Below are 15,448 nucleotides of genomic sequence, written 5' to 3'. Positions count from 1 at the left end.
TCCGGGGCGGCGCGCAGCGCCGAGCTATGGTGCGCAATTGCGCACCTGAGAATCCACCGGGCTGCAGTGACGGTGGTGGAATGGATTCCGGGCCTGCGCCTGCGGCGCATCCCGGAATGACAGACAACAAAGGAAACGCCATGATCGAATTCTTCTTCGACTGCTCCAGTCCCTGGACTTATCTCGCCTTCCACAACATCCAGCCGCTCGCCAGGGAGCTGGGCGCCGAGATCGTCTGGCGGCCGATCCTGGTCGGCGGCATCTTCAACACGGTCAATCCGAGCGTCTATGCGCAGCGCGAGAAGCCGGTGCCGCTGAAGGCGCGCTACATGAAGAAGGATCTTCAGGATTGGGCGCGCTCGGCGGGCCTTGCGATCAAGATGCCGCCGACGGTGTTTCCGGTGAACAGCGTGAAGGCGATGCGGGGCTGCATCTGGCTCGCCGCGGACATGGTGCCGTTCGCGACCGCATTGTTCGAGACCTATTGGGGCGAAGACAAGGACATTTCGCAGGACGCGGTGCTCGCCGAAATCTGCAAAAAGGTCGGCCTCGACGAGGCAAAATTCTTCGCCGGCATTTCGGAGCAGGGGATCAAGGATCAGCTCAAGGCGAATACGGAAGAAGTGGTCGCCCGCGGCGGCTTCGGTTCGCCGACGATCTTCGTGAACAAGACCGACATGTATTTCGGCAATGACCGTCTGCCGCTGATCCGCGAGGCGCTGCTGCGCAGCAAGGCGAGCGCGGCCTGATGGTGCGCGCCGTCGTCTGCCGCGCGCTCGGCGAGCCCGAAGCCCTGCGGCTGGAAGAGTTTCCGTCGCGTGCTTTGAAGCCGGCCGAGGTGCGGGTCAAGATCCGCGCCGCCGGGTTGAATTTCCCTGACGTGCTGATGGCCGCCGGGCAATATCAGCTCAAGCCCGAGCTGCCGTTCACGCCCGGCATGGAAGCCGCTGGTGACGTCTGCGAAGTCGGCACTGAGGCGAGGGGCGTCGCCGTCGGCGACAAGGTCATCGTCAAGATGCGCCATGGCGCGTTCACGGACGAAGCCGTCGTCACGCCGTCACAGCTCACCCCCAAGCCGTCGACGTTCGACTACGCGGAAGCTGCCACTTATCTTGCCGGCCATGGCACGGCCTATCACGCGCTGATCGATCGCGGCCGGGTCGAGCCGGGAGAAGTGTTGCTGGTGCATGGTGCCGGCGGCGGCACGGGATTGGCGGCGGTCGAGATCGGCAAGATGCTGGGTGCGACCGTGATCGCGACCGCCTCCAGCGACGAGAAGCTCGCCATCGCGAAGTCGCGCGGCGCCGATCACCTCGTCCGCTACGACCGCGAGCCGTTTCGCGATGCCGTCAAGCGTATCACCGACGGGCGCGGCGCGGACGTCGTGTTCGATCCCGTCGGCGGCCAGGTCTTCGAGGACTCGATGCGCTGCATCGCCTGGGGCGCGCGCCTCCTGGTGATCGGCTTCACCGGCGGCATCGGTTCGGCGAGGACAAACCTCCTGCTGATCAAGGGCGCGAGCGTGCTCGGCGTACGCGCAGGCGAGGCGGTCCGAAAGAACCCTGCGCTCGGACAGGTGCGTTTGAACGCGCTGCTGCAATGGGCGGAGGAGGGCAAGCTGCGCCCCAACGTCTCACACCGCCTGCCTCTGCACGATTATGCAAAGGCCATGCGGCTCTTGATCGACCGCAAGGCGATCGGCCGCGTGGCGTTGATGATGGACTGATCGACTTGCCGCATTCGTGAGCAGGCGCCGCCTATCTTTTTCTCACTCGTATAAGGAGTTTTCTTTACCAGTCCGATCCTATCACGAGTACGCAATCGCGAACTCGGATGATGTTCAAGAAGATAAGAATAATTCATCGCATCGCTCTGGCGGCACTGCTGCCTCTCGCGACGCTCGCTGCGCTCGCCCCGTACGATATTTCTGCCAAATGGGCCGTGCGTTCCGAAATGGTGGCTATGCAGCCGGTCGTGGATGGCGTCGGCAAGTTGAGCGGCCTGGTCCACGAGCTCCAGCGCGAACGCGGACTCTCCCTGACCTTTCTGAGCAGCAAGGGCGCACAATTGGGCGCCGAGCTCCAGCAGCAGCGCGGCCGCACCGACGCGGGCCGCGCGATGGCGCTGGGGGCGCTGGCGGATCTTGCCCGCGAAGGCAGCGGTCGGCTCACCTCTGCAAGCCAGGCGGCAATCGAGAGCCTTGCGCGCCTGGATTCGCTGCGCGCGCAGATCGATCGCCAGGCCATTGCGCCGGCGGCCGCGACGGGCGCCTTGACGGAGATCGTGGGGCGCCTGATCACGGTGACCTCAGGCATTTCGAAGCTCGCGACTGACGACGAGATCTCGCGGTCGATTGCCGCGCATGCCAATCTGGTGGAGGCCAAGGAACGCGCCGGCCTGGAACGCGCGACCGTTGCCGGCGCGATCGCCGCCGGACGTTTCGAGCCGCAGGCTTATGTCAGGGCGATTGGCCTTGCAGCCGCGCAGGACAGCTTCTTTGCCGCCTTCCGCGCGGTGGCCTCTCCTCACGCGAGGGATCTGTTCAGCGCGGAATTGTCGGGGCCTGCGATCGACAAGTTCGACGGCATGCGCAAGGTGGTCGAGCGGGGCGGGCTTGCGGGCGAGTTTGGTGCGCTCGACAGCAAATCCTGGTTCGAAGCCGCCACGGTTCGGATCGATCTGTTGAAGAGGATCGAGGATGGGCTGGTGACGGAACTCACCGGCCTGTTGGCGAAGAAGAAGTCCGAAGCCACTCTCAACCTCGGCCTCGTGACCGCGCTGTCCTTGCTCGCGCTGCTGACGAGCATGTTGACCGCGGCGATCATGGCACGGGGCATTACCGTGCCGATCGGTCGGCTCGCCGGCACCATGACGCATCTTGCCGACGGCAAGCTCGACCAGCAGGTCGAGGGCACTGACCGCACGGACGAGATCGGAGCGATGGCGTGCGCGGTTCAGTTCTTCAAGGACAGCCTGGTCCGGAGCGTCGAGCTGAACGCGAGAGAGCGCGAGGCTGCTGCGCAGCGCGCCGCGCGCGCAACGCGCATCGACGAGCTCTCCGACCGTTTTGACGTCGACGTCACCGAGGTGATCGAGACCGTCATCTCCGCATCGTCCCAGCTGGAGGCGACCGCAGGCGGGATGAGGCGCTCCGCCGGTCACACCAGCGACGAGGCAGCGAGCGTGGCAGGCGTGACCGAGATTGCGTCGGCGAACATGCAGACCGTCGCCGCGGCCACCGAGGAATTGTCCAGTTCTGTCGCCGAGATCGGACGCCGCGCGACGCAGTCGGCGCAGATCGCGGAGAAGGCCGTCGCCGAAGGACGGCGTACCAACGAAACCGTGCAAGGGCTCTCGTCCGCGGCGGAGAGGGTCGGCGATGTGCTCAAGCTGATCAACGAGATCGCGCGGCAGACCAATCTCCTGGCCTTGAACGCGGCGATCGAAGCGGCGCGGGCGGGGCAGGCGGGCAGGGGATTTGCCGTCGTGGCGGGCGAGGTGAAGAGCCTTGCCGAGCAGACCTCCAAGGCGACCGAAGACATTCGCGATCAAATCGCCGCCATCCAGACCAGCTCCGGACAGGCCGTGAGCGCGATCCACGGCATCACGGCCACGATCGAGGAGATCAACGAGATCACCTCGTCGATCGCCGCCGCGGTCGTCGAGCAGGACGCGGCCACGCGGGAAATCGCCCGCAATGTCCAGGAAGCCGCGCGAGGGACCGGCGAAATCTCACAGAGCATCCAGGGCGTCAAGGTCGGCTCGAGCGAGTCCAGCGCCGCCGCCGGCGAAGTGTTCGATGCTTCCGAGGAACTGACGCGTCAGTCGGAGAACATGCGTCAGTTCGTCGAGACCTTCATTCGTGCCATCAAGGCGGCGTAGGCTTCGTTCGCCTACGCCACCGGACGCGTCCTCACTTGTACTCCCGCTCCGACCACCAGGGAAAATAGTCCGGCATGTCGGTCGAGACCTTGTTCTTGAATTGCGCGGGACGCTTTTCCAGGAACGACACCACGCCTTCCTTCACGTCGTCGGAGCGGCCGCGGGCGTAGATGCCGCGGCTGTCGACCTTGTGGGCCTCCATGGGATCATCAGTGCCCGTCATGCGCCACATCATCTGGCGGATCAGGGCGATCGAGACCGGCGCGGTCTTCGCGGCAAATTCCTTGGCGAGCGCGCGGGCGGTCGGCAGCAGATCATCGGGAGCGACGACCTTGCTGACGAGGCGGCCGGCGAGCGCTTCCTGCGCCGGGAAGACGCGGCCGGAATAGCACCATTCCAGTGCCTGCGAGATGCCGACGATGCGCGGCAGGAACCAGCTCGAGGCCGCCTCGGGCACGATGCCGCGCTGGGAGAACACGAAGCCGAAGCGCGCGGCGTCGGAAGCGATTCGGATGTCCATCGGGAGCTGCATGGTGACGCCGATGCCGACCGCCGGGCCGTTCACCGCGGCAATCACGGGCTTCAGGCACTTGAAGATGCGCAAGGTCACCTGGCCGCCGCCGTCACGCACCTGCGGATCGCTGTAGTCGACCCTGCCGTCGGCGAGGCGCTTCACCGGGCCGCGCCGCGCGTCGCGGTCGAAGGTGTCGGCGCCGGAGGAGAGATCGGCACCCGCGCAAAATCCGCGCCCTGCGCCCGTCACGATGATGGCGCGGACATTGTCGTCCTTGTCGGCGGCGTCGAACGCGTCGATCAGCTCGGACTGCATCTGCGCGTTGAAGGCGTTGAGCTTGTCGGGCCGGTTCAGCGTGATGGTGAGGATCTGCTCGGCGACCTCGTATTTGATCGTGTCATACGCCATGGTGGTTTCCTTCCTTATTTTCTCACTGCGCTGACGGCAGGCGGGTTGAGTTTTCCTTACCCTCCCCTGGAGGGGGAGGGTCGATCGCGCGTAGCGCGAGCGGGGCGGGGTGATCCCTCGTCTCGGGCGCTGTCGGACGCGGAGAGACCGTCACCCCACCCCGGCGCACATTTCGCTGCGCTCTATGTGAGCCGACCCTCCCCCTCCAGGGGAGGGTAAGCAAGAGGCTCACGCATGATGCCGGTCCCAAGTCATTCGGGCTTGCGCCCAAAGGGCACGCCTCCGGAATGATCGAGCTACTTCGCCGGCGGCTTGGGCCAGGGCTTCTGCGCGCCGCGCAGGCCCTCGAACGCCTTGGCCATGCCGAGCACGCCGATATCGTCGAAGCGGCGGCCGACGATCTGCACGCCGATCGGAAAGCCCTTGGAATCGAAGCCGCCGTTGAGGGAGACCGCGGGGTTCTCCGACATATTCCACAGCACGGTATAGCAGATGTGCTCGAACGGCCGCATGGGATCGTCGGTCGGCGAGGCCCACTCCGCCGGATAGTTCACGTTCGGCGCGGTCGGCGAGATCACATAGTCGAGCTCGCAGAACAGCTTTGACGCGGCCGCGCGGATCGCCATGGTCTGGTTGAAGCCGCGGATGACGTCCACACCCGACAGCTTTGCGCCCGATGCGCCCCATTTGAAGATGTAGGGCAGCACCTTGGCCTGTTCGGCCGGCGTCAGCTTCGACAGATCGTCCCACATCCGCGCGCGCCAGAAATTGTCGAGACCGTCGAGCATCTCGCGGGTCAAAATGCCGTCGACCTCGGTGACGACGGCGCCTGCGGATTCGAACGCCTTTGCGGCTTTCACGGCAACGTCACGGACAGCCCTTTCCGCCGGCAGGCCGACGCCGGCATCGAGCATCAAACCGATGCGCAGTTTTCGCGGCGATTTCTCCAGTCCCTTCCAGTTGAGCGGCTCGGCCGGTAGGCTCATGCCGTCGCGCCGGTCGGGCTTTGCGATTACGCTCATCATCAGCGCGCAATCGTCGACGGTACGGGTCATGGGACCTGCGACGCGGCCGACATAGGTGGGATCGATCGGCACGCGGCCAAAACTCGGCTTCAGGCCGACGAGGCCGCACCAGCCCGCGGGGAGGCGGACCGAGCCGCCGATATCGGTGCCGAGATGCAAGGGGCCATAGCCCGCCGCCGCAGCAGCACCTGCGCCCGCGCTGGAGCCGCCGGGATTCTTGGAGAGGTCCCAGGGGTTGCGCGCGAGCGCGTGAAAGCTGGAGAGTCCGGAGGACAGCATGCCGTAATCGGGCATGGTGGTCTTGGCGAAGATGATGGCACCGGCTTCACGCAGGCGCGCGGCAGGCGGGGCATCCTTCTCGGCCGGCACCAGCTTGACGCTGGCGGCGCCCAGCGGCACCGGCACGCCCTTGGTCGCGATGTTGTCCTTCACCGTCACAGGCACGCCGTCGAGCGCACCCGACGGCTCGCCGCCGCTCCAGCGCGCGGTCGAGGCCTTGGCGGCCTCGCGCGCGCTGTCGGGATCGAATGCATAGAGCGCCTTCAGGTGCGGTTCCCACGCCGCGACATGCGCCAGCACGTCCTCGAGCACCTCGCTCGGCGAGAATTGCTTGGCGCGATAGCCCGCGATCAGATCGACCGCGGACAGATCGTGCAGCGAGGTGACCGCTTCCTCAGGGCTCTTCTTATGCATTGCTAACCTACCGGCATCCGGGTCTCGATGATGCGGGCGAACATGCTGGCGCCGATCGGCAGGATCTTGTCGTCGAGCACGAAGCCGGGATTGTGCACCGGCACCGAGCCGTCATGGCCGACCCAGAAATAGGCGCCGGGAATGGTCTCCAGCATGTCGGCGAAATCCTCGCTGCCCATCTTCGGCTGGGCGCGAGTGATGACGTTGGCGGGGTCGACGATCGTGCGTGCGACCTCCTCGACCACCTTGGACTGCTCGACCTGGTTGACCAGCACGCCGAAGGTGTCGCGGATGTCGACGTCGATCACGCATTCGTAGGCACTCGCGATGCCGGCGCAGATGGTGCGGATGCGTTCCGCGACCAGAGTGCGGACCTCCTTCGAGAAGGTGCGGATGGTGCCGCAAAGATGCGCGTCGCCCGGGATGACGTTGTAGGCCGAGCCGGCATGGATCTGCGTAATCGAGATCACGGCAGCCTGGAGCGGCTCGACATTGCGGCTGACGATGGTCTGGATCGCCTGCGCCAGCGTGGTCGCGATGACCACCGCGTCCTTGGAGCGCTCGGGCATCGCGCCATGTGCGCCGTAGCCGGTGATGCGCAGGTCGAAGAAGTCGGCGCTGGCCATTGCGGGGCCGGGCAGGATCGCGATCTCGCCATGGTTCAGGTCGGGCGCGTTGTGCAGGCCGTAGAGCTCGTCGCAGGGAAATTTCTCGAACAGCCCGTCCTTGATCATGGCGCGGGCGCCGCCGAGGCCTTCCTCGGCCGGCTGGAAGATCAGGTGCACGGTGCCGTCGAAATTCCGGGTTTCGGCGAGGTAGCGCGCGGTGCCGAGCAGCATGGTGGTGTGGCCGTCATGGCCGCAGCCGTGGAAGCGGCCGGGGATCTTGGAGCTCCATTTCAGGTTGGTGTTCTCCTCCATCGGCAGCGCGTCCATGTCGGCACGCAGGCCAATGCGCTTGCCGCCCGAGCCCTTGCCCTTGATGACGCCGATCACGCCGGTGCCGCCGAGACCGCGATGCACCTCGATGCCCCAGCTCGTCAACTTGTCCGCGACGATGCCGGAGGTGCGCACTTCCTCGAAGCCGATCTCGGGATGGGCATGAAGGTCGCGCCTGATGGCAGTGAGTTCGTCGGCAAAGCCGTCGATGCGCTCGAGTGTGGGCATGTGTTCCTGTCCGGTTAGCGGGAAGGGGGATTGAAGACGGGGCCGTTCGGCTTGATGCGGATGCCCGGACGCAGCCGCGTCCAGGGCAGCGAGGCGGTGTCGGCCGGCATCGCGCCGGGCGCGGCGCAGATCATCAGCTTCTCCGCGATCGGCTCGAAATCGGCGCGGAAATGCACCGAGCTCTTGTTCACCAGGATCTTCTCCCTGGTCGGCTCGATGCCGACATAGCGGTACATCGCCTGGTCGGCGAGTTGGGCCTTGTGCGAGGAGACGACGACGCGGACATCGCCGATGCGCAAGGCTGCGGAGGGGCCCATCTCCATCTCGCGGCCGCCATAATAGGGGCCGGGTGCGATGAAGCGGCCGTCGGACAATTTCTCGACGACAAAGGTCTCGGTGTAGGGTTCGTCGCCGGGGATGCCGGACTTGCCGCCGAGCGACAGCGTGACGGTGGCGCCGACGCCGGCCGCATGGGCGGCCTTGGCCGATTCCGGATCGTAGATCGCGCCGGTCGCCGCACTCGCCTTGTTGCGCACCAGCGCGCGCAGCATGCCTGTCGTGTCGGAATCGCCGCCGGCGCCCGGGTTGTCCTGGGTGTCGGCAATGATGATCGGCTTGCTCGCGCCCTTCGCAAGTTCCATGGCGTGGCGCACGCCGTCGTCGGGCGACCAGATCTTGCCGTCGAAATCGTCCTCGTGGCTCTCGATCAGCTTGACGATCGCATCGGCCGCACGATCGGCGTCCTCCTGCGTCTTGCCATAGGCGAACACGCTCGGGCCGCAGTCGCGGAAGTCGGCGGCGGGGAAGCCGGGCGCAAAAGATAGCGTCGGCACCGCATCGCTCTCCAGCGCGGCGAGCTTCTCGTAGATGCCCTTGGTGGGCTGGTCGTTGGTGCATTGCCAGCTGATCGGAATCAGGAACGGCAATTGCCGGAACGCCTTGGCGAAGCGTTGCTTGGTCTTCAGCAACAGAGCGAGATGTCGCGCGGAGGCGCGGCCGGTCTCGGCCATGTCGACATGCGGATAGGTGCGGTAGGCGATCAGCGCGTCCGCATGGTCCATCATCTCGGGCGTGACGTTGGCGTGGAGATCGAGGCTGGTGACCAGCGGAACATCCTTGCCGATGACGCGGCGCACGCGCGCCAGGATCTCGCCTTCGCCGTCGTCGAGATGCTCGGTCACCATGGCGCCGTGCAGGTCGAGATAGACGGCGTCGATGGGGCCGGCGGCCTTGATGCCGTCGACCATCACCTTGACGATGCGCTCGAAGGCATCCTCCGTGACATGTGCCGACGGGCTTGCACCGCAGGCGATCGTCGGAACCAGTTCCCAGCCATTGGCTTCGGCACTGTCGACGAAACCGGCGAGGCCGACATTGATGCGCCGCATCACCTTGAGAACGTCGGCGCCTTCAGTCATCGCCGGCCAGCCGCCGCCATGCTGGAAATCGGCGAAGGTCGCCTTGGTGGGAGCGAAAGTGTTGGTCTCGTGCAGGAAGCCGCCGACGGCGATACGTGTCATCAATTCAAGTCCAGCGCTGGAAGGTGCGCGAAATTAGCCTTGGCCTTGAGGTGGGAGCAAGGCGAGAGGCCATCGCGCCGTGCATAGGGTCAGATCGTTTTGGGAATGCTGCGGATGCGATCCATCCTCCGTCGTCATTCCGGGGCGCGCCCGCTTGGGCGCGAACCCGGAATCCATTGTGCGACAGAGTCCGCGGCCAAATGGATTCCGGGCTCATCGCTTCGCGATGCCCCGGAATGACGGCGGAGAGATTTACGCGCTCGCGCTCGCCCCCACGCCCTCCGCCACCGGCCGGAAGTTCGCAAAGTCCCAGTTGCGTCCGGGAGCCGCGTCCAGGAGCGCCTTGGTGTAGGCCTCCTTCGGATGCGTCAGCACCTCGGCGGCGGGGCCTTGTTCGACGACGCGGCCGTGCTGCATCACCACGACCTCGTCGCAGATTTGCGCGGCGACACGCAAATCGTGGGTGATGAACAGGATCGCGATGCCGAGCCGATTCTGGATCTCGTCGAGCAGGTCCAGCACCTGCGCCTGCACCGAGACGTCGAGCGCGGAGACCGCTTCGTCCGCGACCAGCACGTCGGGATCGAGCGCGAGCGCGCGGGCAATGGCGATGCGCTGGCGCTGGCCGCCGGAGAACTGGTGCGGATAGCGCGAGACGGCATCGGCGGGCAGGCCGACCAGCTCGAGCAGCTCGCGCGCGCGTTTGATCGCATCTGCATGCGCGACGCCGTAGTTGATCGGGCCTTCCGCGATGCTCTCGCCGACGGTGACGCGCGGGTTGAGCGAACGGTAGGGATCCTGGAACACGATCTGGATCTTCTGCCGGTGCGGCTGCAACAGGCGACGCGAGATGTCGGCGATCTCGCGTCCGGCGAGGCGTACGCCGCCGGAGGTCGGGTCGATCAGGCGGACGATGCAGCGCGCCACGGTGGATTTGCCCGAGCCGCTCTCGCCGACGATGCCGAGCGTGCGGCCCTTGCGCAAGGTGAGCGTGACCTTGTCGGCGGCAACGACCTCGCGGCCTTTGCCGAAGAAGGCACGCTCCTTGTAGACCTTGCTGAGCTCGTTGGCCTCGAGCACGACGGGCTCGCGGCTTTCCTCGCGCGGCGGCCGCGGCACCAGGCTCGGCACCGCAGCGAGCAGGTTGCGGGTATATTCCATGGTGGGGTTGCGCAGCACGGTGTCGAGCGGACCGGTCTCGACCAGGCGCCCCTGCCGCATCACCGCGACGCGGTCGGCGATCTCGGCGACCACGCCCATGTCATGGGTGATGAACAGCACGGCCGTGCCGTGATCGCGCTGAAGTTCTCTGATCAGGGACAGGATCTGCTTCTGCGTGGTGACGTCGAGCGCGGTGGTCGGCTCGTCGGCGATCAGCAGCTTCGGCTCCAGCACCAGCGCCATCGCGATCATGATGCGCTGGCGCTGGCCGCCGGAGAGGCGGTGCGGATAGGAGGCGAAGATGCGCTCGACCTGGGGCAGGTGGACCTGCTCCATCATGTCGAGAATGCGCTTCTTGCGCGCCCTGGCATCGAGCTTGGTGTGTGCGCGGAGCACCTCGTCGATCTGGCGGCCGACCGGCACCACTGGATTGAGCGCGGTCATCGGCTCCTGGAAGATCATCGCCATTTGCGTTGCGCGCAGTTGCCGCAGGCGGCGGTCGGTCGCGGTGAGGATCTCCTCGCCGACCAGCTTGACGCTGCCGCCGGTCGGCACCAGCGTACCTTTCGGCAGCAGGCCCATCGTGGTGAGCGAGGTCACCGACTTGCCGGAGCCGCTTTCGCCGACGAGGCACAGCGTCTCGCGCTCGCGCACCTGGATCGAGATGCCGTCGATGATCTTGTGCCCGCCCGGTTTCTTGCCGACGGACACGACGAGGTTGTTGATGTCGAGGATGGTGTTGGTCACGTCAAATCTCTCCGTCATTCCGGGGCGCGACAAAGTCGCGAGCCCGGAATCCATCGGGCCGCAGCACATGTGGTGAAATGGATTCCGGGTTCGCGCCAAGAGGCGCGCCCCGGAATGACAAGGCGAATTGCTTCACTTGCCCTCCCGCTGCTTCATGCGGGGATCGAGAGCGTCGCGGGCGGCGTCGCCGATCAGATTGATGCTGAGGATGGCGATCGAGAGCAGGAGGCCCGGCCAGAAGATCAGCGACGGCTTGATCTGGAAGTACTGGCGGCCCTCGGCCATGATGTTGCCCCAGGTCGGCGTCTCCGGCGAGATGCCGGCGCCGAGGAAGGAGAGGATGGCCTCGGTGAGAATGGCGCTGGCGCAGATATAGGTGCCCTGGACGATCAGCGGGGCGACCGTGTTCGGCATCAGATGCCGCCACATGATCTTCGGCAAGGACGAGCCGACCGAGATCGCGGCCTCCACATAAGGCTCCTCGCGCGCCGACAGCACCACGGAGCGTACGAGGCGAGCGACGCGCGGAATCTCCGGAATGGTGATCGCGATCAGCACGGTCCAGATGCTGGCGCCGGAGAGCGAGACCACGGCGATCGCGAGCAGAATGCTCGGCATCGCCATCAGGCCGTCCATGATGCGCATCATCACGGCATCGACCAGCTTGAAGAAGCCGGAGACGAGGCCGATCGCGAGCCCGATGGCGATCGACAGGATCGCCGAGCCGATGCCGATCAGGAGCGAGATGCGGCCGCCATAGACCACGCGCGACAACAGATCGCGACCATAGGCGTCAGTGCCGAGCAGGAATTGCGCCGAGGAAGGCTTCAATCGCTGCGACGGCGCGAGCTGAATCGGATCGTGCGGCGCGATCAGCGGCGCGATGATCGAGATCAGCAGGATCAGCCCGAGCAGGACCGTCGCCGTGGCGATGATCGGCGTCGAGGTGAGGAACCCGAAACGCGGCCGCAGCGGCGTCGTGATCGGAATGGAGGACTGGGGAAGGGTATCGACCGACATGTTTGTTGTTAAATCCTTGCCTCAGTACCGGATCCGGGGATCGAGCAGTGTGTAGGCGACGTCGATCAGGAGATTGACGACGACATAGACCAGCGACGTCAGCAGGATCATCGCCTGGATCACCGGATAGTCGCGCGCCAGCACCGCATCCACGGTGAGGCGGCCGATGCCGGGAATGTTGAATACGCTCTCGGTGACGACGACGCCGGAGATCAGCAGCGCAAAGCCGGTGCCGATCACGGTGATCACGGGCACGGCGGCGTTGCGCAGCGCATGGCGCATCATGACGGCGACCTCGTTGATGCCCTTGGCGCGCGCGGTGCGGACGTAGTCCTCGCCGAGCACGTCCAGCATCGCCGCGCGCGTCATGCGCGCGATCAGCGCGATGTAGATGAAGGAGAGGGCACAGGTCGGCAGGATCATGCGCTCGAAGAACGGACCGAAGCCGGCGCTGATGCTCTTGAAACCCTGCACCGGAACCCAGCGCAGCTCGAGCGCGAACACCTCGATCAGGACATAGCCGACCACGAACACCGGGACCGAAAAGCCGAGCACTGAAAGCCCCATCACGAAGCGGTCGATCCAGGTACCGTGCTTCCATGCCGCGATCACGCCCAGCGGCACCGCCACGATCACGGCAAGGATGATGGTGCACAGCGCGATCGAGATCGAGGGCTCGACGCGCTGGCCGATCATCTTCATGACGGGCAGGTTCGAGATCAGCGAGGTCCCGAGATCGCCGTGCAGCAGCTTGTTCACCCAGGTGATGAACTGCACGATCAGGGGCTCGTTGAGGCCGAGCGAGGTGCGGATGCGCTCCAGCCGTTCCGGAGTCGCATTGTCGCCGGCGAGGATCGCGGCGGGATCGCCGGGGGTGAGGCGGAGCAGGAGGAAGACGAACAGCGCGACGACGCCCATGACGGGCACGGCGGCGAAGATTCGGCGAAGGAGATATCCGAGCAAGTTGGATCCGTCTAATTAGAGTCAAATCGGCGGCAGCCGCGAGGGACTGTTCTGCCACCAGCCTAACATTTCAGCAATTCCCGTGCCATGAGGGCCACAGTTTTTGCAGTGCGGTCAGTCGCTGCCGCGAAGGCTGGATCGAGCCTGTCATTCCGGGGCGCTTCGAAGACCGAAGCCGGAATCCCGAGATTCCGGGTTCGGTCCCCTCGGATCGCTCCAAAACTCAAAATCACTCCAGGGTCGCCAGCAGCCCCGCCATCAGCCGGCCGCGCTCGACCAGACTCTCGACCTCGATATACTCCTCCAGCGTGTGGCCATTGGCGCCGCGCACGCCCAGGCCGTCGAGCGTCGGGATGCCCATCGCGCCGGTGAAGTTGCCGTCGGAGCCGCCGCCCGAACTGGCGTGCGGCAATTCCGCGCCAAGAGATTTGGCAATGCCGTGCGCCTTTTCATACAGCGCCATCGTGCCGGCATCCGGCTCCCACACCGGCCGCGTCACGCCGCGCGTCACCTTGAAGGTGACGTCGTTGGTCGTGCCGGACAGCGCCAGCATCCGCTCGACGCCGCGGTCGAGATCGGCCTGCCGCTTGGCCATGGAGAGCGCTTCGCCGGTGGCGGTCGTGGCAACGCAATTGACCCATTGCCCGCCGTGCACGACGCCGACCGAGAAGGTGCAGTCCTCTGTCGTCATGGCGTCGATGGCGAGGATCTGCCGCGCCATCTCGCGGATTGCCGAGCGGCCAGCCGACAGCGTCGCGCCGGCGTGGCTCGGCCGGCCCGTCGCCTCGAGATTGAAGCGTGCGATGGCGTAACGTCCGGTGGTGACGCCGTTATCGGCGCGGCCGGGCTCGGGCACCAGCACATATTTGTTGCGTGCCGCCTCCGCCTCGATGATGTCGCGCGTCGAGGGCGTGCCGACTTCCTCGTCCGGCGTGAACAGCACGGTGATCGGCAGCGGGGTAGTGAAGGATGCGCGCGCCAGCTGCCGGATCGCTTCCAGCGAGAGGTAATTGCCGCCCTTCATGTCGTAGATGCCGGGGCCGTAGCATTTGTTGCCCTCGCGGCGCCATTTCAGCTTCTCGATGGTGCCGACCGGGTGGACGGTATCCATGTGACCGGCGATCAGGATGCCGGGCTCGCCCTGCTTCGGATGCGGAAAGCGCGCGCGGATCACGCCGCCGAAGCCCTGCCGGCCGGCGATGCGCTCGATCGTCGCACCCATGATCGCCATATCCCGCGCCGCGATATCGAGCATGCGGTTGACGGCATCGGCATCCCAGGTCGGGCTCTCGCATTCCACCCAGGTGCGCAGGCCTTCGAGCATGGCCTCGGAATCGAAGGGAAGATTGGCTGGATTCATCTGAATGTCTCTCAAGCTTCGAAAGATGGAATGCGCATTGCATCGCCGTGGGGCGAGACGAGCGGAGAGTGTTGTAGAGCCAAACCGATCCTTGTGGAGCCCGTGGCCGCGCCGACAGGGCTTGCAGCGAAACCGGATTGACGCGCTCGGCACTGTCTGCAAGTCTCGAAAAGATAAAGGCATTGCATGAGGTTAGTTCGCCCAAGGAACGAACCACATGCACAATCAATAACCCGCCTTTGAACAGTTTCACGTCAGGAGAAACTTTTTATGTTGCACTTCATGCGCCGGGGGCCTCGCGCGTTCGCCTCCAAACTTGCGCTGTCTGTCGTCGCGCTTTCGACGGCGTTCGCCGCGCCGGTGCTTGCGGCCGGCAAGACCATCACGGCGGTGATGCATTCGGATCTGCGCATCATCGATCCGATCTTCACCACGGCCTACATCACGCGTGACCACGGCTACATGGTCTACGACACCCTGGTGGCTCCTGATTCGAGCTTCAAGATCCAGCCGCAGATGGCGGACTGGAAGATCTCCGACGACAAGCTCACCTACACCTTCACCCTGCGCGACGGTCTGAAGTGGCATGACGGCGCGCCGGTGACGGCGGAAGACTGCGTTGCCTCGCTGAAGCGCTGGGCCGCCGTCGACGGCATGGGCCAGAAGCTGATGGACTTCACCGCGAGCATCGAGGCGACCGACGCCAAGACCATCACGCTGAAGCTGAAGGAGCCCTACGGCCTCGTGCTCGACTCCATCGGCAAGCCGTCCTCGCGCGTCGCCTTCATGATGCCGAAGCGTCTCGCCGAGGTGCCGCCGGACAAGCAGATTCCCGAGCAGATCGGTTCGGGTCCCTTCAAGTTCGTGCAGGGCGAATTCCAGCCCGGCGTGAAGGCGGTTTACGTCAAGAACACCGATTACGTGCCGCGCAAGGAGCCGGCGAGCTGGACCTCCGGCGGCAAGGTGGTGAAGGTCGACCGCGTCGAATG

At 65.5% G+C, this 15,448-nt stretch carries 12 protein-coding genes; 4 read left to right on the top strand and 8 right to left on the bottom strand.

All coding sequences use genetic code 11. The annotated features are described in order from the left end of the window. Positions 1–140 precede the first annotated feature (140 nt). The 3 genes from UNPF46_RS18815 to UNPF46_RS18805 all read left to right on the top strand — a co-directional run bounded on the left by UNPF46_RS18815 (position 141) and on the right by UNPF46_RS18805 (position 3,882). Complete coding sequence (locus UNPF46_RS18815) at positions 141–749, top strand: 2-hydroxychromene-2-carboxylate isomerase (protein ID WP_142250987.1); 609 nt, start codon at positions 141–143, stop codon at positions 747–749. After that, the gene (locus UNPF46_RS18810) at positions 749–1,726 is read left to right on the top strand and encodes an NADPH:quinone oxidoreductase family protein (protein ID WP_100176770.1); all 978 of its coding nucleotides are present in this window, start codon (positions 749–751) and stop codon (positions 1,724–1,726) included. The genes UNPF46_RS18815 and UNPF46_RS18810 overlap by 1 nt, the downstream gene beginning before the upstream one ends. 107 nt (positions 1,727–1,833) lie before the next feature. Beyond that, the gene (locus UNPF46_RS18805; protein WP_246668692.1) at positions 1,834–3,882 is read left to right on the top strand and encodes a methyl-accepting chemotaxis protein; all 2,049 of its coding nucleotides are present in this window, start codon (positions 1,834–1,836) and stop codon (positions 3,880–3,882) included. Between the two features lie 31 nt (positions 3,883–3,913). Here the strand turns inward: UNPF46_RS18805 and UNPF46_RS18800 are convergent, their stop codons facing one another. The 8 genes from UNPF46_RS18800 to UNPF46_RS18765 form a co-directional block, all read right to left on the bottom strand. Continuing rightward, positions 3,914–4,804, bottom strand: a complete 891-nt coding sequence (locus tag UNPF46_RS18800; protein WP_142250986.1) for a crotonase/enoyl-CoA hydratase family protein — start codon at positions 4,802–4,804, stop codon at positions 3,914–3,916. A 296-nt stretch (positions 4,805–5,100) separates the two neighbouring features. Next, the gene (locus UNPF46_RS18795) at positions 5,101–6,522 is read right to left on the bottom strand and encodes an amidase (RefSeq protein WP_142250985.1); all 1,422 of its coding nucleotides are present in this window, start codon (positions 6,520–6,522) and stop codon (positions 5,101–5,103) included. 2 nt (positions 6,523–6,524) lie between these two features. Continuing rightward, a complete protein-coding gene (locus tag UNPF46_RS18790) occupies positions 6,525–7,688 on the bottom strand; it encodes a M20 aminoacylase family protein (RefSeq protein WP_142250984.1) in 1,164 nt (387 codons plus the stop codon). Between the two features lie 14 nt (positions 7,689–7,702). Next, entirely contained in the window at positions 7,703–9,208 is a 1,506-nt protein-coding gene (locus tag UNPF46_RS18785; protein WP_142250983.1) for a M81 family metallopeptidase, read from the bottom strand. A gap of 252 nt (positions 9,209–9,460) precedes the next feature. Next, complete coding sequence (locus UNPF46_RS18780) at positions 9,461–11,116, bottom strand: ABC transporter ATP-binding protein (protein WP_100181479.1); 1,656 nt, start codon at positions 11,114–11,116, stop codon at positions 9,461–9,463. Between the two features lie 132 nt (positions 11,117–11,248). Next, positions 11,249–12,136, bottom strand: a complete 888-nt coding sequence (locus UNPF46_RS18775) for an ABC transporter permease (RefSeq protein WP_100180082.1) — start codon at positions 12,134–12,136, stop codon at positions 11,249–11,251. Positions 12,137–12,157: 21 nt separating this feature from the next. After that, entirely contained in the window at positions 12,158–13,099 is a 942-nt protein-coding gene (locus tag UNPF46_RS18770; protein WP_174719190.1) for an ABC transporter permease, read from the bottom strand. A gap of 229 nt (positions 13,100–13,328) precedes the next feature. Next, the gene (locus tag UNPF46_RS18765) at positions 13,329–14,459 is read right to left on the bottom strand and encodes a M20/M25/M40 family metallo-hydrolase (RefSeq protein WP_142250982.1); all 1,131 of its coding nucleotides are present in this window, start codon (positions 14,457–14,459) and stop codon (positions 13,329–13,331) included. Between the two features lie 270 nt (positions 14,460–14,729). Between UNPF46_RS18765 and UNPF46_RS18760 the strand changes: the two genes are divergently transcribed. Further along, positions 14,730–15,448 (top strand): ABC transporter substrate-binding protein (locus UNPF46_RS18760; RefSeq protein WP_246668691.1); only part of this gene is annotated, 719 nt, incomplete at its 3' end.

This window comes from Bradyrhizobium sp. UNPF46, assembly GCF_006658625.1.
Taxonomy (GTDB): domain Bacteria; phylum Pseudomonadota; class Alphaproteobacteria; order Rhizobiales; family Xanthobacteraceae; genus Bradyrhizobium; species Bradyrhizobium nitroreducens.
This window is presented reverse-complemented; position numbering and strand designations above follow the sequence as displayed.